Origin of the sequence: Pedobacter sp. KBW06, assembly GCF_003852525.1 — a bacterium.
Classification (GTDB): Bacteria; Bacteroidota; Bacteroidia; order Sphingobacteriales; family Sphingobacteriaceae; genus Pedobacter.
Map to the genome: position 1 here is coordinate 821,310 of NZ_QAJL01000004.1, position 24,317 is coordinate 845,626.

Genomic DNA, 24,317 nt, shown 5'->3' on the forward strand with positions numbered 1-24,317 from the left:
AACACTTGCAAAATAACACTTTTTCAACATTATTTGTTGGTCAAAATCTTATCAAATTATTAGAGGTTGATTCTACCAATAACTTTTTAAAAGTGTTGGTGTCAAATTCCGAGCCATTAACCGAAGGAACTGTTATTATGGCAGATAAACAATTCGCAGGCAGAGGGCAGCATAACAATGTCTGGCATGCTGAGCCTGGAAAGAACCTGACTTTTAGCATTTATCTGAAGCCATCTTTCTTACCGGTGGCGAAGCAATTCCTTCTTAATATGGCTGTGAGCATTGGTATTCGAAATGCGCTGAGTCTTTTTGTCAAGAATGGGATTGGGATTAAATGGCCGAATGATATTTATTATGCGGATCAAAAGATGGGAGGGGTATTGATTGAAAATATCCTGTCTGGAGCCACCTACAAGGCGAGTATTATCGGTATTGGCATCAATGTTAATCAGCTTCATTTTGATCCGAAACAGCTAAAAAGGGCCACTTCACTGAGAGAAATTTTACAACAGGATGTTAATTTAATTGAGCTATTAGCAGAAATTTGCAGTCATATTGAAAAACAATACCTTCAGTTGAAGGCAGGAAACTATAGCCAGTTGATGGAAGACTATGTCAATGGACTGTATAAATTTAACGAACCTGCGGCGTACCGCCAAAATGGCGAGGTTATTGAAGGAAGGATCATTGAAGTTACAGAATCCGGTTTACTCGGTGTCCTGACAAGCGGAATATTGAAGTATTATAATTTTAAAGAAATAGAGTTTTTAAACAATACACCATGAAAAAAATCAGTCTGATACTGGCATTCGTATTATTTGCGGTAATCGGGGCTTCTGCCCAGATCGAAAAACCCGTAACCTGGTCTTATGCTGCTAAGAAAATAAGTAAAACGGAAGCTGTGGTTTATCTGAAGGCGAATATGGAAGAAGGATGGCACATCTATTCTCAGAATCTGAAGCCCGGTGGGCCAAATAAAACAGTCTTTTCTTTTGCTTCGTCAAAAGATTATACCCCTGTAGGAAAAACGACAGAGCCTAAAGCAACAACTTACTTTGATGAGAACTTTAAAATGAACGTAAGTTATTTTGGAAATCAGGTGGTCTTTCAACAAAAGGTGAAGCTGAATAAGGCTACTGCAACGGTGAAAGGAACTGTAGAGTTTATGGTGTGTAATGATAAGCAATGTTTGCCTCCTGATGAGGTTAGCTTTAACATTCCTGTAAAGTAGAAATCAGGCGTTTAGCCCGAAAAAGAGCGGCAGGGATTTTCTGCCGCTCTTTTTTTATGGATAATAAATCAGAGAGTTATCGGGGAAGCGTAAAAATATCCTGCCGAGGCCCGTATTCAGGGGCTTAAATAAAAAATAATAACTAATTTCACGCCCTTATCATAAAAGCGATTGATCATCTGCAGTGACAACCGATTGAAAGAAATAGAAAATACTGCAGTATCATCACCTTTAAAACATAATGTATACACAGATGAAAAAAGGACTTTTAATGTTGGGATTCTTGTTGTTGTTTACAACAGCTTTTTTCTCTCATAGCTTTGCGTCAGTGCAGAAGCCGGATTCGGCAGCAACTGAAGAAGAACTGGTTTTTACAGAAGTCGGTTCAGCTCAGGATAGTGCCGCGAACAATATTGTCAAGGATACGGTTAAAAAAGCAGCCGCAGTCGATAAAACGGTAGAAAAGCAGCAGCCTCTGGCGGCGTCCGGAACATCAGAAAAAGAAAAAACACTTTGGGAAACATTTATTGCAGGTCTTTTAGGTGGATTTATTGCTTTTTTGATGCCATGTATCTTTCCAATGGTACCGTTAACAGTCAGTTATTTTACCAAGAGAGCAGGTAGCCGGCAGAAAGGAATTGGGCAGGCTTTTATTTATGGTATTTCCATCATTGTGATCTACGTGGCTTTTGGCCTTTTAATAACAGGAGTTTTTGGCTCTGCCAAATTAAATGAGCTCAGTGCCAGTGGTTGGTTTAATTTCTTCTTTTTTCTGTTGCTGGTCGTTTTTGCGGTTTCCTTTTTTGGAGCTTTTGAAATCACTTTACCAAGTTCTTTTGTAAACAAGGTTGATCAAAAGGCGGACGACAGCAAAGGACTGGGAGGGATCTTTTTTATGGCCGCTTCTCTGGCTTTGGTTTCTTTCTCCTGTACTGGCCCCATCATCGGGACTTTATTGGTTCAGGCGAGCTCCAAGGGCGAATTTCTTGCCCCGGCGATAGGAATGTTTGGCTTTGCTTTGGCCTTAGCGCTTCCTTTTACCCTGTCTGCGATCTTTCCAGGCTTTTTAAGTGCAATGCCTAAGTCTGGTGGATGGTTAAATAGTGTAAAGGTTTGTCTGGGCTTCCTGGAACTTGCATTGGCTTTAAAATTTCTCTCTGCTGCCGACCTGGTTTGGCATTGGGAGTGGTTCGACAGGGAAATTTTCCTCGCACTGTGGATCATTATTTTCATCCTGATGGGAGTTTACATTCTTGGGAAGATTAAGTTCTCTCATGACAGTGACGTTCCCTACGTTTCTGTTCCAAGGTTGTTTTTTGCAATACTATCGTTGTCTTTCGCCATCTATCTCGTTCCGGGATTGTGGGGTGCTCCGGTAAATATTCTTAGTGGAATAGCGCCGCCAATGAATACTCAGGATTTTATTTTAAATGGAAACGGAGCTTCAGTCTCGGCCAGCCCTTCGGGATTTCCTGCAACAGTTAAATATAGTGAAACATTGAAACCACCTGTTGGATTCAATTCATTCTTTGATCTGGATGAAGGCCTTGCTTATGCTAAGCGCGTAAATAAACCGGTACTGATTGACTTTACAGGACATGCCTGCGTAAATTGTCGTAAAATGGAGGATAAGGTCTGGATTGATAAAGAAGTGGGCAGATTGATTAAAGAAGAATATGTGTTGATCCAGCTTTATGTGGATGAGCGTAATATAAAAATGCCTAAAGAGAAAGTTCATTATTCAGAAGTGCTAAGGACAACCACAGACGATCTTGGAAGATGGAATGGTGATTTTCAGGCAACAAAATATGTATCAAATTCTCAGCCTTTTTACGTATTGGCCGGGCATGACCTGAATCCGCTTGTGAAACCGCAAGGGGCAATTTTTGATGCAAAAGAATATGCTGCATATTTACAAAGTGGTTTAGATAAATTTAAAAACGCTGGAAAACCAAATGAATAAGATTAAAAATATAGGAGTACTAACTTCCGGAGGTGACGCTCCGGGAATGAATGCTGCCATTAGGGCAGTGGTTAGAGCGGGAATCTATTATGATTTGAAAGTTACGGGCATATTGAGAGGCTATGAAGGCCTGATTCATGGCGATTTCATTGAAATGGACCGGAAATCTGTCGCCAATATCATTCAGCGCGGTGGTACCATTTTAAAAACTGCCAGAAGTGATGCTTTCCGTACAAAGGAGGGCAGAGCAGAAGCGCACCGTCAGTTGGTAAATCAGGGCATAGACGCGCTGATTGTGATTGGAGGGGATGGAACCTTTACAGGTGCTCATTTGCTGACCACGGAATTTAACTTCCCTGTAGTTGGATTGCCCGGAACAATCGACAATGACCTTGAAGGAACTGATTTTACAATAGGTTATGATACAGCTATTAATACTGTAATTAATGCAGTAGATAAAATCCGGGATACGGCAGAGTCGCATGATCGTTTATTTATTGTAGAAGTGATGGGGCGTGACTCCGGACTGATTGCTTTGAGAAGTGGAATTGGTGTTGGAGCAGAAGCTATCATGATCCCTGAAGCAAATATGGGCGTTGATGGACTGGTGACAAGACTGGAGTCAGGACGTAAGGATAAGTCATCAAAGATTATCATCGTGGCAGAAGGAGATGAAGTGGGCGGTGCATTTAATGTCGGAGAAGTTTTGAAAGAGAAATTCCCTCATTATGACATCAGGGTTTCTGTACTAGGACATATTCAGCGTGGAGGAAAGCCAAGCTGTATGGACCGGGTATTGGCCAGCCGTTTGGGTGTTACTGCTGTGGAAGGATTAATCGCGGGGCAGTCTGGCGTAATGGTTGGACAAAAAAACCGTGAAATTCTTTTTACTCCTTTTGATCATGCAATTAAACATATTGATGCGAAAGAAATCACACCAGCCTGGTTAAAGTTGGTAGAGATACTTTCCTTGTAAGTATAAAAGAAAAAGGCCCTGAATTTTCAGGGCCTTTTTCTTTATTATTGGATGATATCTTTTATTATTCAATGATCACAGCGGTTCCTGTTGCTGCCACCATGAGCATGCTGCCGCCGCTTCCTACGGTTTCATAGTCCAGGTCTACACCAATGATCGCATTTGCGCCCATTGCGGCCGCATACTGCTGCATTTCATTTATTGCTGTATTTTTTCCTTCTCTTAATACCTGTTCGTATGAACCGGATCTTCCACCAACGATATCTCTGATACCGGCGAAAAGATCTTTAAAAATATTGGCGCCAATTATGGTTTCGCCGCTTACAAGGCCAATGTATTTGACTACCTTTTTGCCTTCTATAGAGTTTGTTGTTGTAATTAGCATGTCGTTTTATTTTTGTTATTTGATGCTGCTTACATGTAAATGTTACAATTCCGGGCCTACTAATTTGTCCAGAACCTGCTGCCAGTTGTCTACGCGTTCGTAATCTGTCAACAAGAGATTATGCGGAGAACTGAACAATAGTTTCCGGCCTTTAAAGCCAATAAAATTCTTTGCCCTATCGTCTATCATTACGTCAACATCTACGATCTTATTCCCGCAGAACATGATGTTCTGCCAGGTGATAAAAGGAAAGTGATCGGCAAGCCAATCCATTTTATCTTCGAGTGAATTTCGGAATTCTGTTGCTGCAGAAACGATGTAGACATCATGATGCTGTTGTAATTTACGGACGGCTTCAATACTTCCTTCGATCAATGGAAGGTCTCGGAAAAATCCTTTTTCATTGATATAATCAAACCATTTATGATTGGCATGTTCAGGAACGTGGTGATAGATTTCGTTCCCTGGCGCCGGGACAAGATCCAGCGGAACTCCATAATCCCTGTGGTATAATTTGATAAATTTGCTTAAAGGATCGGCCAGGACTTCGTCCATATCTATTGCTATTCTCATAATGGTTTCGGTTTTAGCCAAATATCTTCAATTGGCCCAAGACTTATGTTAATTGAATTTAAAATTATTGCATCTTGCTAATCATTAGTATTTTACTTACTTTTGCAACCCCGCAAGCATAAAGCTCCGGGAACTATGTTGAATACATAAACTATAAAAAGAAATGGCAACTAAAATCAGATTGCAAAGATTCGGTAAAAAAGGGAAACCTTTTTTCCACGTAGTGGTAGCGGATTCCCGTTCACCAAGAGATGGTAAATTCATTGAGCGTTTAGGTTCTTATAACCCAAACACCAATCCTGCAACCATCGAAATCAATTTCGAAAAAACATTAGACTGGGTTAACAAAGGTGCTGAGCCTACGGATACTTGTCGTGCTATCCTTTCTTACAAAGGTGTTTTATACAAAAAACACTTAGAAGGTGGTGTTAAAAAAGGTGCTTTAACAGCAGAACAGGCAGATGCTAAATTTGCAGAGTGGTTAGGTGCTAAAGATGGTCAGATCGAAGGTAAAAAAGACGGTTTAACTAAGTCTAAAGACGAAGTTAGAAAAGCGGCATTAGCTGCTGAAACTAAGAAAAATGCTGATCGTGCAGCTGCTTTGGCAATCAAAAATGCTCCAGTAGCAGAAGAAGTTGTTGAAGAAGAAGTAGTAGCGGAAGAAGCAGCTGAGGAAACTCCTGCAACTGAAGAAGCTCCTGCAGCTGAAGAGAACAAAGAAGAGCAAGCATAATATTTTTGTTATTCTGAATAATAGCGAAGAATCTTTCCCGGGAATGTATTCTTCGCTATTTTCATTTAATGGAAATCGGTTTTGAAGAATTGAGATATTAAGGAATACGATTATGAAGATTGAAGAAGCATTTTACATTGGTTATATCACCAAGACTAAGGGATTAAAAGGAGAGGTTCAGTTATTTTTTGAATATGATGAGCCTGAATTGTTGGAACTGGATGTCGTTTTTGCTGATTTTAATGGGAAGATGGTACCTTATTTTGTCTCGACTTACAAGCTGCATACCAATAATACCGGCAATTTTTATTTTGATGATGTAGACCATATTGATAAAGCACAACCTTTATTGAGAAAAAAGATCTATTTGCCGTTGACAAAAATGCCGGACCGCTCAAATGATGAATTTCACTATGAGGACTTGAAAGGATACCTGGTTTCGGATGAAATCCATGGAGAACTTGGTGAGATCCTGGAAGTAAATGAATATCCTCAGCAATTCGTGGCAACCGTATCTTACCGGGAAAAGGAGATCATGTTTCCTTTAAATGATGACATGATTGTTGAAATTGATGAAGAAGAGGGTGTCTTAAGGGTTCATCTTCCTGATGGTCTGATCGATCTTTACCTCGAAAATTAAATTATCTTTGCAGTATGCGTTTTGACATCATATCCGTTTTACCTGATTTACTTGAAAGTCCATTTGCCCATTCTATCTTGCAGCGTGCGCAGAAAAAAGGAATTGCAGAAATTATCGTGCACAACCTAAGGGATTATTCAACAAACAAACAAAAAAGCGTTGATGATTATCCTTATGGCGGGGGTAGTGGTATGGTGATGTCAATTCCTCCTTTTGCCAGTTGTATTGAGCAATTGAAAAGCGAACGGGAATATGATGAAGTGATTTTTATGAGCCCTGATGGCGTTACCTTTAACCAGACCATTGCTAATGAATTGTCAGGAAAGGGAAATGTGATCATTCTATGTGGCCATTATAAGGGCATAGATCAGCGTATAAGGGATTTGTTTGTAACGAGAGAGATTTCCATCGGAGATTATGTTTTGTCCGGGGGAGAGCTTCCTGCGGCTGTTCTCGTTGACGCTATTGTACGATTGATTCCCGGGGTATTGAATGATGAGACTTCAGCGTTATCAGATAGTTTTCAGGGAGAGCTATTGGACGCGCCTGTGTATACCCGCCCGGCCGACTGGAACGGTCATAAAGTTCCGGATGTACTCCTAAGTGGCCATGAGCTGAAAATAAATGAATGGCGTCATGAGCAGGCTTTATTGAGAACGCAGCAACGGAGGCCTGACTTACTGGAAGATTAGTCTTTACTGAGTAAGGCGATAATTCTATCCTTATCTTTTATTTGTTCTTTTAGTGCTGCAGACATTTCCTTGCAGTTCTTGAGACTATTCTTTAAATCACTGTATTCATTCCTGGATTCTGCGGTAATGCTGGTACCTGTTTCTGTTTTATAGGACCTTGCTTCCGTTTCAAAGAATGCGGAGGGCGGAACTTCTAAAATTTTAGCCATCTTCTTAATGTCTCTGTATTTAATAGATTCATTAGTCAGACTGAGCTTCAGTCCGTCAAAAGTTTTATCCATTTGATTCACAAGCCAGGTAAAAGGTCTTTTCTTTTCAAGAAGAATTTCATCAACAACGGCTTTTATATCCATAAAAATTTAGGTGTATTTTTTATATTCGCTAAAATAATCAGTATATTAGTTCTAAAAAATTATGTAATTATTCTCATAATTTTGATAAACATACACAATTAATAATATTTTTCATAAAAGGTTATGACTGAAGACCCTAAAAAGTACAAAATCAATGATTATTTGAATCAGCTCAATGTTAGAGAGTATCGGATGGCGGTACAAATCATCCCCAAAATTTTGGGAGTTTCACTAAATACTTTTCATAATTATCGGAATATTTTATGGAATAGCACTCAAGATATTCCGTATGAAAAAGTTGTGATGTTTGAGCAACTTTTTGACATGAGGTCTGGAGAGCTCATTAACAATTCGATTTCCGTAAAAAAATTAAAGGATTTGTTTCAGTCCGGGACTCAGCTTCTGGAAGAAGGGGAAGAACGGCCCCGTTAATAGCGGTCTTTTAAATTCAATAATATTCCTAAAAGTATGTAAAGTGTATTAATTGGAAATAAATTATGTATATATAGCGCTTATGTATATAATTGTATTATGAATATTATTTTGTAAGAAATATTTTGTATTATATGTCAACAAAAGACGATTTGTAAACGAAAATTGCAAAACCAGTTAAAAATTATGGAAGAACCAAGGAAGTACAAGATTGAAGAAGAAATGAATAAATTGAACCTTAAAAATTATAAGGCAGCCAGTAGAGTGATCCCGAAGCACCTAAAGATCGCTTTTAATACCTTTCACAACTATCGTAAGCTTCCGGTTAACGGAAAAGCTGATATTCCGTATGCGACAGTAAGGTTGCTGGAAGGGATATTTGGAATGAAGGCTGGTGAGCTGGCAAATTATCCCATAGAATTGAAAAGTCTGGACACTTTAATCAGGGAAGAAGCTTGTGGTCAGGAAGAAGAACAGAAATAAAAGACAAAACCAGATGCGCTCTATCTGAAGATAAAATAAATTTTGGCCCGAAAAGGCCTTTTCCGGGCCCCTGATTGTGGAAATGTTAAAGAATGTGGAAAAAAATAAAAAACGCTTTCATTTATAAAATAATTTTCCTAATATTGCAGTCCGATTTTAAACAACAAAAAGTCGGCTTAATAGCTTAAAATCATGGATTTAGTAAAATTTGTTGAAGAGCAGGTAATCGCAAAAAATGAGTTTCCTGCATTCAAATCAGGAGATACAGTGAGTGTTCACTATAAAATTCGCGAAGGTAATAAAGAACGTATTCAAATTTACCAAGGTGTAGTATTACAACGTAATAGTGTAGGTGCTAATGAAACGTTTACTGTTCGTAAAATGTCTAATGGTGTTGGTGTGGAACGTATATTCCCTATCAATTCGCCTAATATCGCTAAAATAGAGGTTAATAGCCACGGTAAAGTTCGCAGAGCGAAACTATTCTACCTACGTGAATTAACTGGTAAAGCAGCTCGTATCAAATCTAAAAGAGTTTAATCTCTTTAGAAAAAGCATAATGGCCTTCCCGATATTATCGGGAAGGTTTTTTTGTTTGTGTATTTTCGTAGAATTAGGGTAGAAAAATTGTCGGTATGGTGGATGTTAAATGTTCTCAGGCTTGAGTACCTTTGGAGATCTGTAAGAACTAAAAAACCATATATTCAATGAAAGACCTGTTAAAAAAATTCGAAGAGAAAAGACCCGAAATTGTTTTTGAGTGGAAAGATAAAGAATCAGAAGCCGAAGGCTGGGTAGTCATCAACTCTCTCCGTGGTGGGGCAGCAGGCGGTGGAACCCGTATGCGCAAAGGGCTTGATAAAAGAGAAGTCGAATCTTTGGCAAAAACAATGGAAGTGAAATTTACCGTTTCAGGTCCCCCTATAGGAGGTGCCAAATCGGGAATTAACTTTGATCCTGCAGATCCAAGAAAAAAGGAAGTTCTGGATAGATGGTATAAAGCGGTAATGCCTTTGTTAAAAAGCTATTATGGTACCGGAGGAGATTTGAACATTGATGAAATCCATGAGGTGATCCCCATCACCGAAAATTATGGACTTTGGCATCCTCAGGAAGGAGTGATCAACGGGCACTACCAGGCCAGAGAAAATGAACGGATTCATCAGATTGGTCAGTTGCGCTATGGTGTCTCTAAGGTTTTAGAGGACCTGAACTACACGCCTGATATCAAAAGAAAATATAAAGTAGCTGATATGATCACCGGATATGGTGTTGCAGAATCTATCAGGCATTTTTATCACATCTGGGGAGGTGAAATTGCCGGAAAAAAGGCGATTATTCAAGGTTGGGGTAATGTTGCCGCCGCGGCAGGCTATTATCTTGCTCAGCATGGTGTAAAGGTCGTTGGGATTATTGACCGTGTGGGTGGGTTGATAAAGAAAGAAGGATTCTCATTGGCCGAAATCATTGATTTGTTTAATAAAAGAGAAGGAAATACATTGGTTTCTCCAGACCTTATCCCATTTGAACAAGCCAGTAAAGAGGTTTGGAACATCGGAGCTGAAATTTTTGTTCCGGCAGCGGCTTCCCGTCTTGTTCAGCAGGCAGAAGTGGATCAGATGATCTCTGGTGGCCTGGAAGTAATTGCATGCGGTGCAAACGTTCCTTTTGCAGACAAAGAGATCTTCTTTGGAAGCATAATGGAGCATGCCGATAGCCATGTTGCAGTGATCCCTGATTTTATTTCCAACTGTGGAATGGCGAGGGTTTTTGCCTACCTGATGCAAAGAAATGTAGAAATGAGTGACGATGCGATTTTTACTGACGCTTCTAATATCATTTACAATGCTATGGTAAATATTCATAAACAATCTGCAGCAAAGAAAGAATTGTCTAAAACTGCATTTGAAATTGCACTAAAACAATTGATATAAGATGGATAGTCCGTTTTTTGAACAGATATTCTGGGGAAATACCATTAAAGACTATTGTCTTTTTGCGGCGATCCTTCTATTTGGCGCATTATTTAAGAAAATCATATCACGACTGCTAAGTCTGCTGTTATTCCGGTTGTTTAAGAAGTTTGCTTCTGCAGTTAAGGATGATACTTTTGTGGCCCTGCTGTTACAACCGATTGCTTTCTTCATTAGTCTTTGCTCCTACTATCTGGCCATTAATCAATTAAGGCATCCCTTAAATCTGGTATTATTTGGATATGCCAAACAGATAGAAAAAACAAAGGAAACGGTACATGTGACCCTTGGGCAGGCTATAGATAAGGTCTTTCTCTTTCTTATTATTCTTTCCATTTTTTGGATCATACTGAGAATTATTGATTTTATCGCTCATGTACTGAAGTTTAAAGCCTCTCTTACCGCTGATCGTGCCGACGATCAGCTTGTTCCTTTTTTGAAGGAACTCACCAAGACCATAATCTGTTTCTTTGGCTTTTTTGTACTGCTCGGTTATGTTTTTGAAATCAATGTTTTAACGCTCATTACGGGTTTAGGGATTGGTGGTATTGCGATTGCCCTGGCAGCAAAGGAAAGTCTCGAAAATCTGATCGGCTCCTTTACTATTTTCCTGGATAAGCCGTTTACGGTAGGGGATGTGGTTAAGGTTGATGGAGTGGAAGGGACTATTGATAAGGTTGGTTTTAGAAGTACCAGGCTGATTAGCCCAGATAAAACAACCATTGTTATACCCAATAGGGCAATGATCGATGGTGTGCTGGAAAATGTAACCAGAAGAGACTTCCGCAGGGTAAATTTCTTTATTGGCATTACTTATGAAACGCCTGCTACTGCCATAAAAGAAATTGTAACCGCGATTAATACTTTATTGACGGAGCATCCTAAAACAACGGATGGTTTTGCTGTTTTTGATAATTTCGGCGATTCGGCTTTAAATATCCAGGTGGTATACCTGGTGGTACAAATGCCACATGGTGAGTATATCAGGGTTAAAGAAGAGATTAATTTTCAGTTGATCAGGATTGTTCAGGAGCATGGCTCTGACTTTGCCTATCCAACACAACGTGTAGTAGGAGAAGAACCTCCTGCTGCAGCTGCTGCCAATGCAGGTTAATTGAAATTCTGAACTAAAAAAGACCGCAATTCTTTTCATCCCCGAATCTTTGCTGAAGGGCAAATCTTCGAATGTCTTCAAAGAACAGCGGTCTTTTTTTTTTAATATTACTCCATTCCTGTAAAGCGGCTATTTTCAACGCATGTTACCTGTTTATCGCCTGACTTATCATTTGCTGAGCCGAATTAAGAAAGCCAGGTTGGTTTTATCCCTTGGGTCATGGAACTTAATTTCCTCAAAAAAGAGGCGTTCTATGAAAAGGCCTGAAATCTTTTGCGCCCTTCAGCGCAAAAGATTTCAGGCCTTGAATCGCAATGATCTTTTTTAGGAGCTTTTAGCCCTTAATTTCTCCTGTCGGCCAGGCAATGGCGCATAAAAAAGCCGGTGTCTCCTGGAAACACCGGCTTTTTTAATATGATCTTGCTTAGCTTAATTCCGCTAAGACGGTAATTCCGCCTTTTACGACCTGATCTAGTTCCAGGTTAACCTTAGTGCCCAATGGCAAAAAGATATCCACTCTGGAGCCAAATTTAATGAAGCCAAACTCTTTGTTTTGTTGTACTACGTCACCTTCTTTTACATACCAAACAATACGTCTGGCAAGCGCACCTGCAATTTGTCTGAACAATACAGGGGTTCCATTAGCATGCTCTACCACTACTGTTGTCCTTTCGTTCTCAGTAGAGGATTTTGGGTTCCATGCTGCAAGGTATTTACCAGGATGGTATTTGAAGAATTTTACAACTCCTGAAATCGGATTTCTGTTGATGTGCACATTTACAGGCGACATGAATATTGAAACCTGAATTCTTTTGTCTTTAAAATATTCTCCTTCTTCAGTTTCTTCAATTACCACAACTTTACCATCTGCAGGGCAGATTACTTTATTGTCTGCAGTCGTGAACTGTCTGCTCGGGTTCCTGAAAAACTGTAAAACGATGAGAAATAAAACAGCTGAAAAAATATAAACAAACCATCTTAACCACGTTATATCTGCAAATCTATAGTCAATAATAGCATTCAATATAAAGATGAAAAGTAATGATATTGCGATGGTGGTGTAACCTTCTTTATGTATCGTCATTGTTGATTAGGGTATTTGTTTCTTTTCTGCAAAAGTGAGAAAAAATTATAACATTAAGGTAAAGGGGATGCAACAGTTTTAGCCTTATAAATATGGTTGAGGTTTCTGCCTAGTCCGTTATAATCCAAACCATAGCCAACAACAAACTCATTTGCAACTTCAAAGCCAACATATTCCAGCTCTTGAATGGGTGCTTTTAAGGCTTCTGGTTTTAGCAGGAGCGAGCAAACCTTAACAGATGCAGGTTCTTGTTTATAAACTTCTTTCAGGATGTATCCTAACGTAAAACCAGTATCAACGATATCTTCAACAAGGATGATGTCTTTGTCTTTCAGGTTGGCAGGAAGACCAAATACTTCTTTAATTTCTCCGGTACTTTGGGTATCCTGATAAGAGGAGACCCGGATAAAGGCCATTTCACAAGGTACTGTAATCTCTTTTACCAGGTCAGCCATAAACAGGAAACTCCCATTTAATACCCCAATAAAAACGGGACATCTGTTTTCGTAATCCACATTGATCTGAATCCCTATTAATCGGGTTCGTTTGGCAATGTTGTCGTTTTCGAGTAGTATTTCGAATTCCTTGTCTTCTATTTTAATCGTGTTCATGTTCGTTTATACCAACAACTTAAGGGTTCGCTTTTGATTGTTCCAGTTGTTTTTCTAATTCTTTTTCTTTCCTTCGCTGCTCTCTTCGTTCCTGTCTGAGTTGCTTTTTCGTTTTTTGAAGGCTATCTGTTTTTACAGCAGGTCTCGAAGCAGTATCTTTCTTAGAGCCTCCGCCAAAGATGCGGTCGAACAGACTTTTTGATTCGTCATGTGTTTCAATCGCCGGTAGCGGATCTTCATTGTCAAATGCCGTTGTATCAACCGTAGTGGAGTCTGGCAGCAGGTATTGTCTAAGACCAGCTCTCAATTGTACATTGTAAAAACCATAGCCACTGCTGTCGGGAGGTGTCAGGCCACGTTTAGCCATAATGTTCCCGATGTACTTGAAATAAGGGTACAGGTAGTCTTTCAGGCCTCCGTCCCCTCTAAATTTATACAGTGCAATTTTTGGGCGGGGAACAATATTCGCGAGGAAAATTCCCTCACCAATATTGAGGTCTGAAGGTCTTTTTCCAAAATAATACCTTGTAGCTTCACCGATTCCATAAATATTTTGCCCCATTTCTATGATGTTGAAATAAACTTCCAACATTCTGTTTTTACTGATCAGGCGGTTGTTTTCAATCAGCCAAACAATAAGAATCTCTTCTGCCTTTCTGGCCAGTGTTTTCTGTCTGCTGAGAAAGACATTTTTTACCAGCTGCATAGAGATCGTACTTCCGCCCCGAACAAATTTCTTTTCCTTGAAATTTACAGCGAAAGATTTACGGATAGACTCCTGTACAAATCCTTTATGGGTGAAGAAGGAAGGATCTTCGGACGTTAAAATCGCATTTTTGAAGTTACTGGAAACGCCAGACAGCGGGGTGAAATTCGGGTTGGACGGACCAATCAGGATGTCACGCATTGGCTTTCCACGTTCATAGGGCGTATAAACAAAATCTTTATTGATCTTTTGAAGATTTGTTTTCCCCCATTGAAGGATTTTGAAATTACTTGGGGTTAAACCTGAATTGAAACGGACACTGTCCGGAATAGCACTATCCAGGTAAAAATTAAGGTCATATCTTACTTTTCCACTCACTTTCAGACCGTCCAGAGACTCAAACAAGCCCTGAGGAAATGCATTTAATACTTCCTGAGCGTCCTGCTCCGGTGCCATAATCTTTACCTCATAAATTTTATTCGGAGATAAGGTGTATTTTAAGTAAGGATGGAGGATTGCTTTTTTCAGAAAAACCGTAGATGAACTATCCAATGCAACATAATTAGGGCCAATAAGCATATCCGCATCAATTTTGGCATCGGAAACGACAATGTCATTGGATGCAATTTTTGGATGGTTAACCAGGAGGTTTTTTACAGACCAGGATCCTTTAATCTTGAAATCATCACCACTGTAGTCTGCACTTTTCATTTCGGTTCTCACGGTATCAAAGCTGAATTTAGCCTTGAGCTTATTTTCGAGGTATGGAAGCTCCACCTTTTTATTATCGGCAAAGAGCATGACATCTAATTGTTTTTTGCCGGGCTTAACAGTTCCGTTAACGTGCCATGTTGCAGCGTTGTCATTCACCAGAATGGTAGAGAGGAGGTCTCCGTCGTTTATCGTAGCGGTAGTGGTTAAGAATTTCAGTTTTGAGGTATCATTGTCGTTGACCTTGAGCATCAGGTTTTTTATTTCCATATTGTCAGGAATCTTATATAAGACCTGGTTCAGCAGGTTATGCGCAATATCCGCGAGGTCTGACTTGGTTTTCTTTTCGGTGGTTTTCTTTTTCCGTTTCAGAAAAAAGTCCAGATTGCTTAAAGAATCTTTGAACACCACATTCAGTGTTCCCTTGTTCAGGATAATCTCGGAGAGTTTGACATTTCCGAAAATCAGGGGAAAAAGCTTTACCCCGACAGTAAAATCATCGATGGTAGAAAGGGTATCGCGATCTTTTGGGACTACAGAAATGTTTTTCATGTGGACCGTACTGAGTCCGCTGAATCCGGATTCCCCGATTTTAATGTCGAGACCATAGTCTTTATCGGCTTTAGCAATTGCTTTGGCCATCATTGTTTTTAATAACGCCTCTCTTTTGCTATAGGCTATAGAGCCAAGAACAACGGATAGCAATAGAAAAAGCCCTAACACCCATGCGCCAATTTTCAGGTATTTTTTAGGGATGTTAATTTTTGGAAGATGCATGCTGTAAAATAGATAATAATTGCTAAACGTTAAACGCAAATGTTTATTTCGTGTTAAAATTACACTTAAAAAGCCTAAAGTCAATTAATTGTGGCCGTCTTTTGTTATTTTTGGCTAATGATAATTAGTCCAGAACAAGTTCTAGCCGCTCTGAGAAATGTTGAAGACCCTGATCTTAAAAAAGATCTGGTGACTTTGAACATGATCAAGGATTTGAAAATAGAAGATAAGAACGTGAGTTTTACTTTAGAACTCACAACTCCAGCCTGCCCGATGAAAGATATGCTGAAAAATGCATGTTTCAACGCCGTAAAACATTTTGTAAGCCAGGAAGCCGAAATAGAAATCAATATTACTTCCAGGGTAACCAAGCCTATGGACATTAACCAACTGAAAGACATTCGCAATATTTTGCTGGTTTCTTCAGGAAAAGGCGGTGTAGGAAAGTCAACGGTAGCAAGTAACCTTGCCATTGCCCTGGCTGCTGATGGTGCAAAGGTAGGCCTGATCGACGCAGATATTTATGGGCCTTCTGTTCCGACGATGTTTGATCTTGTAGGGGCTAAACCAAGTGCAAGAGAAACTGAAGATGGAAAAACGCTAATCCTTCCTATTGAAAAATATGGGATTAAGCTTTTGTCTTTAGGCTTTTTTGCAGATCCGGATCAGCCGGTACCATGGCGCGGGCCAATGGCCTCTAATGCGGTTAAGCAATTGTTTAATGATGCCGACTGGGGAGAATTGGATTACCTGATCGTAGATCTTCCTCCGGGAACAGGTGACATTCACATCACCATCACCCAGAGTTTCCCGATCGCAGGGGCTGTTATTGTAACGACACCTCAACAGGTAGCCCTGGCGGATACCAGAAAAGGATTGGCGATGTTTAAAATGCCAAGTATCAATATTCCTGTATTGGGAGTAATTGAGAATATGGCTTACTTTACCCCGGAAGAATTACCTGGGAATAAATATTATCTTTTCGGAAAAGATGGCGGGAAGGAATTGGCAAAATCATTTGAGGTACCTTTCTTAGGGGAAATCCCAATCGTTCAGGGAATTACCGAAGCGGGTGATAAAGGTGCGCCAATTGCATTGAATAAAGAAAGCAGGATATCCGCTTCTTTTGCAGAGATTGCGGGAAAGGTCGCACAACAAGTCGCAATTAATAACTCGCTGAGTGTTAATTGCTAAAAAATTACTATTTTTATACTTTAAAAAATTACCAAAATGGATTTAACACAACAAGTAGAGCAGGCATTAGAAACGATCAGACCATATTTAATCGCTGATGGTGGAGATGTTGCAATAGAAGAGATTACGGCGGATAATGTAGTTAAATTGAAATTATTAGGAAACTGCGGGTCTTGCAAAATGAGCTTTATGACGATGAAAGCTGGTATTGAACAGGCGATTATGAAGGCTGTTCCACAGATTACTTCTGTCGTTGCCATTAACCTTGCAGAGCCGGTATAATTGTTTTAACACTATTTAACTAGCCGTTTTAATTAATACCGCTATTTTTGTATATGAAGTATTCACTCACCTTATTATTGCTTCTTTTCATTTCTTCTGCGTTTGCACAGCAAACTACGGGAAGTAAGAAGTTGATTCAGTTTACCGGAATAATTACCGATGTAGACAGTAATACTGTGGTGCCTTATGTAACGGTTACCAATTTGACAAATAAAGGGCAACGGTATGCCGCCAACTATAAGGGATATTTTTCCTTTATTGCCCATCCTGGCGATACCATCCTTTATACAGCTGTAGGATACAGGGATTTACTCCTGCCTATCCCGACGCAGATCGATGACAGTAAATATACAGCAATGGTGAAATTAAAATCAGAGATTGTGAATCTGCCTACCGTCAGGGTATATCCCTGGGCTACTGTAGAGGAGTTTACAAGGGATTTTATGGCCATGAAAATTGCCGATGATGATTTTTCTATCGCCATCAGAAACGTATCTCAGGAAAGTATTTCGGGATTGATTCAAACCCTTCCTAGGGATGCCGGAGAGATTTCCGGGATTAACTTCAGACTAAATCATGACCGGGCCTTAAACAAGAATATGGTGCAAACCAACCCGCTTTTAAACCCATTTGCATGGGGTAAGTTGATGCAATCCATATTCAAAGGAGATAAGAGCAGGAGCGAAGGAAATTAACGCCTTCTGCTCTGCTGTGGGAAACGCATTTTATAATCTACCTTTACATTTCCTTTAGAAATCGCGTCCAGTTTGCTTTTCAGCATTCTTTTGCGCAATAGACTTAAAGTTTCCGTAAACAGTTTACCCTGAATATGATCGTATTCATGTTGGATCACGCGGGCTAATATGCCGTTAATTTTTTCCTCGTGCAGCTCCCAGTTTTCATCATAATATCTGATAAGTATATTGGGTTTACGCATCACGTCTTCCCTGATATCAGGAATGCTCAGGCATCCTTCATTGAAAGCCCAGGGTTCACCTGTTTCTTCCAGAATTTCTGCATTGATGAACGCACTTTTGAAGCCTTTCTTTTCCTCTTCATCCACGCCGGTATCCACAATAAATAACCGGATAGGTAATCCAATCTGAGGAGCGGCTAAACCAATTCCATGAGCATTATACATGGTCTCGAACATGTTACTGATTAATTGTTTTAAATCCGGATAGTCCTGCTCAATAGGAGCACAAACCTTTTTCAATACCGGATCGCCATATGCTACAATAGGTAATTTCATAATGCAAAAATACAAATATTACCCTAAAGGGTAAAAAGTTAAGGAAGTAAGATTACTTTCATCTAATATTTCATTGGCAATATTGGCCATATCAGTGGTCGTTACTGCCTGAATTTTATTAAATACAGTTTTGAGGTCGTCAATTTTATTATAGTCTATCAGGCTTTTAGCCATGGATATGATCAGTCCGATTCTATTTTCTTCACCCAGAGCGATCTGTCCGATAAATTTATTCTTCGATTTTTGAAGCTGAACCTCTGTGAGCGGATGATCCTTAATTTTTTTAAACTCTTTGAAGATCAGAGAAAGTGCTTTATCTACTTTTTCCTGATCTGTGCCAAAATATAAAGTAAAAATACCGGTATCACTCAATGGGCTATAACCGGTTTCGATCGTATAGGCAATCCCGTGTTTCTCCCGGATCTGCAGATTCAAAATAGAGCTCATTCCGGTGCCGCCTAACAGATTATTGAGCAAGAGCAGCCCCGTTTTATAGGGATGGTGTAAGGAATAAGCCTGAGCACCTAACATGGCGTGGGCCTGCATGATCGGTTTCTGAAAAGAATGGTTTACTACAGGAGCCTTTTCCGGCGCAATCCTTGAATTTTTGTGTAGATTCTCCGGTATTTCAGAATAATATTTAGCCCCGATCTTAACGACTTTATTCAAGGAATAGTTTCCTAAAACGGCGATAATAATCTTGTCTGTATGGTAATTCTCCGCGATGAAATCATGAATGTCTTTCTTATCGATTTTATTGACACTTTCTGCAGTTCCAAGAATATTTCTACCCAGCGGATGACCTGAAAAAACAAGATCCTCAAAATCATCATATATTGCTTCTTCCGGTTGGTCAAGGTAGGACGTGATCTCATCAAGAATTACACTCTTTTCCTTCTCCATTTCGTCCTCAGGAAAGGTCGAGTGAAAGACTATGTCATGAAATAATTCCAATGTCCTGTCCAGATAGGGGTTCAGGAAAGAAGCATGAATGCAGGTATACTCCTTGGTCGTATAGGCATTGAGGTCTGCTCCAACACTCTCCAGTCTGTTTAAGATCTGATTGGTATTTCTTTTTTCTGTGCGTTTAAAGATCAGGTGCTCAATAAAATGAGCAAGACCTGATTTTTCTTCCTGTTCATCTCTGGAGCCGCTATTTACAATAATGCAGGCATGAGAGATCGCGGATGCAGAAGGGACATGAAGTAATCGGATGCCATTCGGCAAGGTGTGAACATTGTATTCCATCAAGGAGCAAAGATACGCAAGAAATAAACTTCTGTAAGATAATATTTTGGTATCAATGAGGCTTTTATAAGCTTATTTAACTACGGCATATTTAAACGTATAAAAACCAGTCTCATTATAGTCTTCTTCATCAAAATAATAACTTAGAATTTCCAGTTTAATATGTTTTCCTGAAGCAGTTTTGACGATAATCACTTTGCCGGGAATAGGAGTCAGCGCATGGGTTGCCATGTCATAATTGTACCAGCCGTTGCCCGATCCTGTTGGAATGGCACTGCTGCTTTGGCTGTCCTTTTTATAGCCGTTTTCCGGAGCTTTAATTACCTTATCAAAGGTCGTATTACTTAAAATTTGTGCAGAAACGTTTTGTTTGCTGTTGATTTTAATCGCTGTATTGTTAAAAGCCAGGTCCCATTTTTCTGTTTCTTTGACAATTTTTCCATCCTCCAGGCTATAGAATGTAGTTTTTGACTTGGCATCAAGGTTTTTCTCTGTCTTTGGGCTTTGAGCTACGGCATTGAGGCCGGCAAAAAGAAAAGCGGACATTAACGATAGGGTATAAAAAGTTTGTTTCATGTAAGTTTTTTTTACAAAGAAACAAACTATTTGGAACTATTCTAAATAACCAGGTGAATTTATTTTCCGCTTAAAAGTCGGCACTTGATCCCCCGCCTCCAAAACTTCCTCCTCCCATCCGGCTTCCTTCAGGAGCGGCGGAAGGACCGGAAAAGGTTTCGCCGACAATAAGAGATTCTACCTTAATTTTATCCAGAAGCTGATCATCATCAAGTTCTTCATAGGTAAAGCCTTTCTTTGGTGTTTTTAGGTAACGGATCACTCCATAGGCTATTGCCAGCAATGCTGCTCCAACAAGGGATAAAGCACCCTCAATAGGCATAACATGGTAGTAATTCCTGAAGGTAAACGCTGCTGCTGCAATCAGAATTAAGCCTGAACGTAATAAAATCACCTCTTTTCGTTTAAGGCCTAAAGCGATATATACAAAAGGAAGGGCAATTGTCCAGGTCCAGAAGAACCAGCCGAGAGGAAGTCCCTCTCCTTCCTGTAAAGGTTGATTGATCATGCTTCCCATTTCTTTGACTACAAAGTAATTACCTGCCGCATATCCGATGAGAAGACAGAAAACCTGCATCGCTGTAAGACAGTTCTCATAGTCTTTATATTTCTTCCAGTACACACAAAGAAAATAAACTCCCGCAGAGACCAGTATGATTAGAAAAGGCCGAATCGCTGCAGCATAGAACCCAAACAGCTCACGGCTAAAGAACAGGAAGCAAATTAGGGAAAGGAAGGATACAACAGCCATTAGCATATCTGCGAAACGCAGGGTAAAATATCCAGCCAGGACCATCGCGAAGAAAAAGACGTAACATTCAAATGGAGCAGAAAGGCTGTTTCGCTGAGCAATACTCAGGTACCCAATAAAAGCAGCGAGGATTAGCCCGGCAGCCGTCCACATTAACGCATCGTCTACACCGGATCTGAAATGGTGCTTCTGCTGAACGATTAATTCCAGCGCGACATAACTAATGAGACCTAAAAAAAGAAAGTAACCCGGGGAAGTAATGAGGTCTCCCATACTGCTGAAAATGAGGCTGAGCAGTCCTCCCGCAAAACTGGTAATGATTTGGGTAAGGATAAAAAGACCGGCCCTGACGAAAATATTGGGTGTGTAAAAGCCGACCGGATACTTTTCTTCCATCTGCTTTAGTTCTTCAGCGGTAATATCCCCTAAACGATGTGCTCTTTTTAACTGGTTCTGCAAATCTAAATTCTTCAGCCAGGTTCTGTTATATATGATCATGAGGCTTTAATTTTCTTGTTTAAATAGATTAACAGACGGATTAGCGCAATGGCAGAACCGATAAAATAGAAGCAACAGAAGTATAATGCTTCCATATCACGAAATGTGATGAAGGCCCTGACCACCAATATACTAAAGGCAATGTAACTATATAAGACTACCAATAGCAGAAAGTAAAAGGCTTTATGCTTCATTGCATCAGCATATAGATAATAGGCAAGCGCGAAGAGGACTAAAAGCCATATAAATGAAAAAGAAGCATCATAATGGTTAAAATAGCCGAACAATAACGAGATAAATGAAATGTGGATTCCGAAATGCAGGTAACTAAATCTAAAATGTTTTTTGAAATTGAAATATTCCGTCAGCTGTCCCGCCAATAACAGGATTAAACCCAGACTCAGGTAAGTATAAATCACAGTTTGATTGTCAAAATTCCCACTGGAAAGCAGTTGGGCAGGAGTAACCGATACGCCCATCCATATGGCCAGGTTGGCAATTCCCATACTGAGAATTCCGAGATGGTCAAACTCATAAGCTACAAAAAATAAAAGCAGCATTGGAATGAAAGTGGCCATTCCATAGTTGGTACCGAAAACGGTATACTGAAACTGCAGATAGCCAACAAATGTTAAAAAGCTCAGGCAGCCGAGAAGCAGCAGGTAATCAAAAAGGGAATTGGGAGATTTTACCAGTTCTCTGCTAAATGGGGGGCGATGCTTAAGGCAATAAGTGAAACATCCAATGCTGATTGCTGCGATGATGGCCAGAATCACCTGATGGCCGATGGTGTCAATGTTCTTATAGATAAGAATGCCTAATCCGGTACTCAATAGCATTACGCCCAGATATAATAAGGTTTTTAGTTCCCAGTGTAACGAAAACAATGGGTTTTGCGCTCTTATCCTTATGTTTTCAATAGACTTGGCCGAAATAAAGTCCTCTTCTTTTAATTTATCGTAATTTGCTGTATTCATAAGGTAGATAATGTTTATTCATAGGATATTCAAGTATACGCAAAGATTTCGTTTCCTGACTATCGAGGCTGAAATTGGAAGCTGAACTGTCAATTTGACAAGAATATTGAATTGGAATAGCCATTGATAGGATCCTTATATACTTAAAAATGAGTTAACATATGAGCATAGAAGAAAAAGGAACCATTTCCATTCACACGGAGAATATTTTCCCGATCATCAAAAAATTCCTGTATTCAGACAATGAGATTTTCCTGCGCGAGCTGGTTTCCAATGCCGTTGATGCGGTACAAAAGATTAAACGTCTTGCCGCATTGGGACAATACAACGGAGAGCTGGGTAACCCATTGGTAGAAGTTGCTGTTGATGCAGAGAAAAAGACCATTACCATTACAGATAATGGTTTGGGTATGACTGCTGAGGAGATTAAAAAATACATCAATCAGGTTGCTTTCTCCGGAGCAAGTGAGTTTGTAGAGAAGTTTAAGGATGCTAAAGATGCCAATGAAATCATTGGTAAATTTGGTTTAGGCTTCTATTCTGCCTTTATGGTCGCAGACCTGGTAGAAATCCAGACGCTTTCTTATCAGGATGCTGCGGAGCCTGCCCGTTGGGTATGCGATGGCAGTACCGAATTCGAAATCAGCACGGGTAACAGAACAACCAGAGGTACTGAAATCACCCTGCACATCAATGCAGAATCAGAAGAGTTTCTAAGTAAAAACAAGCTGGAAGAGATTCTGGATAAATATGGCAAGTTCTTACCGGTACCCATTAAATTCGGAACGAAGACAGAACAAATTGCAGACGGTGAAGACGAAGAAGGAAAACCAAAAACAGTAGCTGTTGAGGTCGACAATATCATCAATACCACCAATCCGATCTGGACGAAAGCACCTGCAGATTTGTCAGACGAAGACTATCTTGCTTTTTATAAACAACTGTATCCTTTTTCGGAAGATCCTTTATTCTGGATTCACCTGAATGTTGATTATCCTTTTAACTTGACTGGAGTATTGTACTTCCCTAAAGTGAAGAACGATTTTGACATGCAACGCAATAAAATCAAGTTGTTCTCCCGTCAGGTATTTATTACTGATGAAGTAAAAGACATCGTTCCGGAATTCCTGATGTTGTTACATGGGGTAATCGACTCACCGGACATCCCGTTGAACGTTTCCAGAAGTTTCCTTCAGGCAGACAGTAACGTTAAAAAAATCAATAGTTACATCACTAAAAAAGTTGCGGATAAATTACAGGAGCTCTTCAATAAAGACCGTAAGGCATATGAAGAAAAATGGGGCGACATCGGTTTATTCGTGAAATATGGTCTGGTAAGCGAAGAGAAATTCTATGATAAAGCGAAAGACTTTGCCTTATTGACCAATACTAAAAACGAACACTTTACACTAGGGGAGTATCATGATAAAGTAAAGGACTTCCAGACCGATAAAAACGGACAGGTGGTTTATATTTACTCGAATGATCCTGCAAAACAAGATAGTTTTATTCAGTCGGCCAATAAAAAAGATTACGATGTCTTATTAATGAACTCGCCTATTGACAACCATTTTATCAATCATCTGGAGAACAAACTGGAAAAAACACAATTGAAACGTGTAGACTCCAGTGTGGCAGATAAATTGATTGAAAAAGATGAGGCAATAGAATCTGTGCTTACAGAGGAGCAGTCGAAAAAGGTTACAGAAATCTTTACCAAGGCGATTACCAAACCTGGAATGCAGGTAGAAGTGGTTGGATTGAACCCGGAAGAATTACCTGTTACGGTAACCATGGATGAGTTTATGCGACGTATGAAAGATATGGCTCAGATGGGTGGCGGTATGGGCTTCTACGGCAGCATGCCTGATAATTATAAGGTTGCCATCAATGGAAATCACAAACTGATTGGAAAGATCCTTTTAACAGACAATGAAGCCGAACAAAGCCTGCTTGCAAAACAAGCTGTGGATTTGGCTTTACTGGCACAAGGAATGCTTACAGGAGCAGAACTAACTGCTTTCGTGAGCAGGAGTGTAAATCTTATCTAAGGATTTTCTTTTTCCTGAAAACCCCGTTACATAAGCATGTAACGGGGTTTT

27 protein-coding genes are annotated in these 24,317 nt (G+C 39.8%); 16 read left to right on the forward strand and 11 right to left on the reverse strand.

Going from position 1 to position 24,317, the window contains the following annotated elements; translation table 11 throughout:
- Positions 1-5 precede the first annotated feature (5 nt).
- The 4 genes from DBR43_RS25750 to pfkA all read left to right on the forward strand — a co-directional run bounded on the left by DBR43_RS25750 (position 6) and on the right by pfkA (position 4,170).
- Positions 6-785 carry a biotin--[acetyl-CoA-carboxylase] ligase gene (locus DBR43_RS25750; protein ID WP_124586189.1) on the forward strand — a complete coding sequence of 260 codons (780 nt, stop codon included), beginning with the start codon at positions 6-8 and terminating at the stop codon, positions 783-785.
- Positions 782-1,231 carry a protein-disulfide reductase DsbD N-terminal domain-containing protein gene (locus DBR43_RS25755; protein WP_124586190.1) on the forward strand — a complete coding sequence of 150 codons (450 nt, stop codon included), beginning with the start codon at positions 782-784 and terminating at the stop codon, positions 1,229-1,231. Before DBR43_RS25750 ends, DBR43_RS25755 begins: the two co-directional genes overlap by 4 nt.
- Positions 1,232-1,484: 253 nt before the next feature.
- Positions 1,485-3,194, forward strand: a complete 1,710-nt coding sequence (locus DBR43_RS25760; protein WP_124586191.1) for a protein-disulfide reductase DsbD family protein — start codon at positions 1,485-1,487, stop codon at positions 3,192-3,194.
- Positions 3,187-4,170, forward strand: a complete 984-nt coding sequence (pfkA, locus tag DBR43_RS25765) for a 6-phosphofructokinase (protein WP_124586192.1) — start codon at positions 3,187-3,189, stop codon at positions 4,168-4,170. Before DBR43_RS25760 ends, pfkA begins: the two co-directional genes overlap by 8 nt.
- Positions 4,171-4,234: 64 nt before the next feature.
- On the opposite strand, the gene DBR43_RS25770 is transcribed toward pfkA, so the two are convergent.
- Together DBR43_RS25770 and DBR43_RS25775 are read right to left on the reverse strand one after the other, a co-directional pair.
- The gene (locus tag DBR43_RS25770; RefSeq protein ID WP_069378284.1) at positions 4,235-4,555 is read right to left on the reverse strand and encodes a YbjQ family protein; all 321 of its coding nucleotides are present in this window, start codon (positions 4,553-4,555) and stop codon (positions 4,235-4,237) included.
- Between the two features lie 42 nt (positions 4,556-4,597).
- Positions 4,598-5,128: a 5' nucleotidase, NT5C type gene (locus DBR43_RS25775; RefSeq protein ID WP_233603218.1), complete on the reverse strand. Its 531-nt coding sequence runs from the start codon at positions 5,126-5,128 to the stop codon at positions 4,598-4,600.
- A gap of 163 nt (positions 5,129-5,291) precedes the next feature.
- Here DBR43_RS25775 and DBR43_RS25780 point away from each other — a divergent pair, with 163 nt between their 5' ends.
- The 3 genes from DBR43_RS25780 (at position 5,292) to trmD (ending at position 7,193) form a co-directional block, all read left to right on the forward strand.
- On the forward strand, positions 5,292-5,861 hold the full coding sequence (locus DBR43_RS25780; RefSeq protein ID WP_124586193.1) for a 30S ribosomal protein S16: 570 nt from the start codon (positions 5,292-5,294) through the stop codon (positions 5,859-5,861).
- 112 nt (positions 5,862-5,973) lie between these two features.
- Positions 5,974-6,501 (forward strand): ribosome maturation factor RimM, encoded by a 528-nt coding sequence (gene rimM / locus DBR43_RS25785; protein ID WP_124586194.1) that lies wholly within the window; start codon positions 5,974-5,976, stop codon positions 6,499-6,501.
- A gap of 14 nt (positions 6,502-6,515) precedes the next feature.
- A complete protein-coding gene (gene trmD, locus DBR43_RS25790) occupies positions 6,516-7,193 on the forward strand; it encodes a tRNA (guanosine(37)-N1)-methyltransferase TrmD (RefSeq protein WP_124586195.1) in 678 nt (225 codons plus the stop codon).
- Here trmD and DBR43_RS25795 read toward each other — a convergent pair.
- Entirely contained in the window at positions 7,190-7,546 is a 357-nt protein-coding gene (locus DBR43_RS25795; RefSeq protein ID WP_124586196.1) for a hypothetical protein, read from the reverse strand. The two genes, trmD and DBR43_RS25795, sit on opposite strands and share 4 nt — an antisense overlap.
- 123 nt (positions 7,547-7,669) lie before the next feature.
- On the opposite strand from DBR43_RS25795, the gene DBR43_RS25800 reads away from it, so the two are divergent.
- The 5 genes from DBR43_RS25800 (at position 7,670) to DBR43_RS25820 (ending at position 11,548) form a co-directional block, all read left to right on the forward strand.
- Entirely contained in the window at positions 7,670-7,978 is a 309-nt protein-coding gene (locus DBR43_RS25800; RefSeq protein WP_124586197.1) for a hypothetical protein, read from the forward strand.
- A gap of 186 nt (positions 7,979-8,164) precedes the next feature.
- Positions 8,165-8,461: a hypothetical protein gene (locus DBR43_RS25805; RefSeq protein ID WP_124586198.1), complete on the forward strand. Its 297-nt coding sequence runs from the start codon at positions 8,165-8,167 to the stop codon at positions 8,459-8,461.
- A gap of 192 nt (positions 8,462-8,653) precedes the next feature.
- A complete protein-coding gene (gene rplS / locus DBR43_RS25810) occupies positions 8,654-9,001 on the forward strand; it encodes a 50S ribosomal protein L19 (RefSeq protein WP_008241658.1) in 348 nt (115 codons plus the stop codon).
- Between the two features lie 167 nt (positions 9,002-9,168).
- Positions 9,169-10,395, forward strand: a complete 1,227-nt coding sequence (locus DBR43_RS25815; RefSeq protein ID WP_124586199.1) for a Glu/Leu/Phe/Val dehydrogenase dimerization domain-containing protein — start codon at positions 9,169-9,171, stop codon at positions 10,393-10,395.
- 1 nt (position 10,396) lies between these two features.
- A complete protein-coding gene (locus DBR43_RS25820) occupies positions 10,397-11,548 on the forward strand; it encodes a mechanosensitive ion channel family protein (protein ID WP_124586200.1) in 1,152 nt (383 codons plus the stop codon).
- Positions 11,549-11,972: 424 nt separating this feature from the next.
- Here the strand turns inward: DBR43_RS25820 and DBR43_RS25825 are convergent, their stop codons facing one another.
- The 3 genes from DBR43_RS25825 to DBR43_RS25835 are packed head-to-tail and all read right to left on the reverse strand — an operon-like array spanning position 11,973 to position 15,437.
- The gene (locus tag DBR43_RS25825) at positions 11,973-12,632 is read right to left on the reverse strand and encodes a phosphatidylserine decarboxylase family protein (protein WP_124586201.1); all 660 of its coding nucleotides are present in this window, start codon (positions 12,630-12,632) and stop codon (positions 11,973-11,975) included.
- Between the two features lie 53 nt (positions 12,633-12,685).
- Positions 12,686-13,243, reverse strand: a complete 558-nt coding sequence (gene hpt / locus DBR43_RS25830) for a hypoxanthine phosphoribosyltransferase (RefSeq protein ID WP_124586202.1) — start codon at positions 13,241-13,243, stop codon at positions 12,686-12,688.
- Between the two features lie 19 nt (positions 13,244-13,262).
- Positions 13,263-15,437 carry a transglycosylase domain-containing protein gene (locus DBR43_RS25835; protein ID WP_124586203.1) on the reverse strand — a complete coding sequence of 725 codons (2,175 nt, stop codon included), beginning with the start codon at positions 15,435-15,437 and terminating at the stop codon, positions 13,263-13,265.
- A 117-nt stretch (positions 15,438-15,554) separates the two neighbouring features.
- Between DBR43_RS25835 and DBR43_RS25840 the strand changes: the two genes are divergently transcribed.
- The 3 genes from DBR43_RS25840 to DBR43_RS25850 are packed head-to-tail and all read left to right on the forward strand — an operon-like array spanning position 15,555 to position 17,608.
- Positions 15,555-16,631 carry an Mrp/NBP35 family ATP-binding protein gene (locus DBR43_RS25840; RefSeq protein ID WP_199757129.1) on the forward strand — a complete coding sequence of 359 codons (1,077 nt, stop codon included), beginning with the start codon at positions 15,555-15,557 and terminating at the stop codon, positions 16,629-16,631.
- A gap of 36 nt (positions 16,632-16,667) precedes the next feature.
- The gene (locus DBR43_RS25845) at positions 16,668-16,913 is read left to right on the forward strand and encodes a NifU family protein (RefSeq protein WP_069378271.1); all 246 of its coding nucleotides are present in this window, start codon (positions 16,668-16,670) and stop codon (positions 16,911-16,913) included.
- 53 nt (positions 16,914-16,966) lie between these two features.
- Positions 16,967-17,608, forward strand: a complete 642-nt coding sequence (locus DBR43_RS25850) for a hypothetical protein (protein WP_124586204.1) — start codon at positions 16,967-16,969, stop codon at positions 17,606-17,608.
- Here DBR43_RS25850 and def read toward each other — a convergent pair.
- From def to DBR43_RS25875, 5 genes are all read right to left on the reverse strand, one after another.
- Positions 17,605-18,165 carry a peptide deformylase gene (gene def, locus DBR43_RS25855; protein ID WP_124586205.1) on the reverse strand — a complete coding sequence of 187 codons (561 nt, stop codon included), beginning with the start codon at positions 18,163-18,165 and terminating at the stop codon, positions 17,605-17,607. The two genes, DBR43_RS25850 and def, sit on opposite strands and share 4 nt — an antisense overlap.
- Positions 18,166-18,183: 18 nt before the next feature.
- Complete coding sequence (locus tag DBR43_RS25860) at positions 18,184-19,413, reverse strand: M16 family metallopeptidase (RefSeq protein WP_124586206.1); 1,230 nt, start codon at positions 19,411-19,413, stop codon at positions 18,184-18,186.
- 72 nt (positions 19,414-19,485) lie between these two features.
- The gene (locus tag DBR43_RS25865) at positions 19,486-19,989 is read right to left on the reverse strand and encodes an HmuY family protein (RefSeq protein WP_124586207.1); all 504 of its coding nucleotides are present in this window, start codon (positions 19,987-19,989) and stop codon (positions 19,486-19,488) included.
- Positions 19,990-20,059: 70 nt separating this feature from the next.
- Positions 20,060-21,238 carry a hypothetical protein gene (locus DBR43_RS25870; RefSeq protein ID WP_124586208.1) on the reverse strand — a complete coding sequence of 393 codons (1,179 nt, stop codon included), beginning with the start codon at positions 21,236-21,238 and terminating at the stop codon, positions 20,060-20,062.
- Positions 21,235-22,215, reverse strand: coding sequence for a DUF2157 domain-containing protein (locus tag DBR43_RS25875; protein ID WP_124586209.1), 981 nt, complete (start codon positions 22,213-22,215; stop codon positions 21,235-21,237). The genes DBR43_RS25870 and DBR43_RS25875 overlap by 4 nt, the downstream gene beginning before the upstream one ends.
- 161 nt (positions 22,216-22,376) lie before the next feature.
- Here DBR43_RS25875 and htpG point away from each other — a divergent pair, with 161 nt between their 5' ends.
- Positions 22,377-24,266 (forward strand): molecular chaperone HtpG, encoded by a 1,890-nt coding sequence (gene htpG, locus DBR43_RS25880; protein ID WP_199757130.1) that lies wholly within the window; start codon positions 22,377-22,379, stop codon positions 24,264-24,266.
- The last annotated feature ends 51 nt before the right edge of the window (positions 24,267-24,317 follow it).

Bases quoted from the DNA above. Each gene is read 5' to 3' on its own strand.
- DBR43_RS25755 (WP_124586190.1), top strand. From the start codon at position 782: ATGAAAAAAATCAGTCTGATACTGGCATTCGTATTATTTGCGGTAATC.
- DBR43_RS25760 (WP_124586191.1), top strand. From the start codon at position 1,485: ATGAAAAAAGGACTTTTAATGTTGGGATTCTTGTTGTTGTTTACAACA.
- pfkA (WP_124586192.1), top strand. From the start codon at position 3,187: ATGAATAAGATTAAAAATATAGGAGTACTAACTTCCGGAGGTGACGCT.
- DBR43_RS25770 (WP_069378284.1), bottom strand. From the start codon at position 4,555: ATGCTAATTACAACAACAAACTCTATAGAAGGCAAAAAGGTAGTCAAA.
- DBR43_RS25775 (WP_233603218.1), bottom strand. From the start codon at position 5,128: ATGAGAATAGCAATAGATATGGACGAAGTCCTGGCCGATCCTTTAAGC.
- DBR43_RS25780 (WP_124586193.1), top strand. From the start codon at position 5,292: ATGGCAACTAAAATCAGATTGCAAAGATTCGGTAAAAAAGGGAAACCT.
- rimM (WP_124586194.1), top strand. From the start codon at position 5,974: ATGAAGATTGAAGAAGCATTTTACATTGGTTATATCACCAAGACTAAG.
- trmD (WP_124586195.1), top strand. From the start codon at position 6,516: ATGCGTTTTGACATCATATCCGTTTTACCTGATTTACTTGAAAGTCCA.
- DBR43_RS25795 (WP_124586196.1), bottom strand. From the start codon at position 7,546: ATGGATATAAAAGCCGTTGTTGATGAAATTCTTCTTGAAAAGAAAAGA.
- DBR43_RS25800 (WP_124586197.1), top strand. From the start codon at position 7,670: ATGACTGAAGACCCTAAAAAGTACAAAATCAATGATTATTTGAATCAG.
- DBR43_RS25805 (WP_124586198.1), top strand. From the start codon at position 8,165: ATGGAAGAACCAAGGAAGTACAAGATTGAAGAAGAAATGAATAAATTG.
- rplS (WP_008241658.1), top strand. From the start codon at position 8,654: ATGGATTTAGTAAAATTTGTTGAAGAGCAGGTAATCGCAAAAAATGAG.
- DBR43_RS25815 (WP_124586199.1), top strand. From the start codon at position 9,169: ATGAAAGACCTGTTAAAAAAATTCGAAGAGAAAAGACCCGAAATTGTT.
- DBR43_RS25820 (WP_124586200.1), top strand. From the start codon at position 10,397: ATGGATAGTCCGTTTTTTGAACAGATATTCTGGGGAAATACCATTAAA.
- DBR43_RS25825 (WP_124586201.1), bottom strand. From the start codon at position 12,632: ATGACGATACATAAAGAAGGTTACACCACCATCGCAATATCATTACTT.
- hpt (WP_124586202.1), bottom strand. From the start codon at position 13,243: ATGAACACGATTAAAATAGAAGACAAGGAATTCGAAATACTACTCGAA.
- DBR43_RS25835 (WP_124586203.1), bottom strand. From the start codon at position 15,437: ATGCATCTTCCAAAAATTAACATCCCTAAAAAATACCTGAAAATTGGC.
- DBR43_RS25840 (WP_199757129.1), top strand. From the start codon at position 15,555: ATGATAATTAGTCCAGAACAAGTTCTAGCCGCTCTGAGAAATGTTGAA.
- DBR43_RS25845 (WP_069378271.1), top strand. From the start codon at position 16,668: ATGGATTTAACACAACAAGTAGAGCAGGCATTAGAAACGATCAGACCA.
- DBR43_RS25850 (WP_124586204.1), top strand. From the start codon at position 16,967: ATGAAGTATTCACTCACCTTATTATTGCTTCTTTTCATTTCTTCTGCG.
- def (WP_124586205.1), bottom strand. From the start codon at position 18,165: ATGAAATTACCTATTGTAGCATATGGCGATCCGGTATTGAAAAAGGTT.
- DBR43_RS25860 (WP_124586206.1), bottom strand. From the start codon at position 19,413: ATGGAATACAATGTTCACACCTTGCCGAATGGCATCCGATTACTTCAT.
- DBR43_RS25865 (WP_124586207.1), bottom strand. From the start codon at position 19,989: ATGAAACAAACTTTTTATACCCTATCGTTAATGTCCGCTTTTCTTTTT.
- DBR43_RS25870 (WP_124586208.1), bottom strand. From the start codon at position 21,238: ATGATCATATATAACAGAACCTGGCTGAAGAATTTAGATTTGCAGAAC.
- DBR43_RS25875 (WP_124586209.1), bottom strand. From the start codon at position 22,215: ATGAATACAGCAAATTACGATAAATTAAAAGAAGAGGACTTTATTTCG.
- htpG (WP_199757130.1), top strand. From the start codon at position 22,377: ATGAGCATAGAAGAAAAAGGAACCATTTCCATTCACACGGAGAATATT.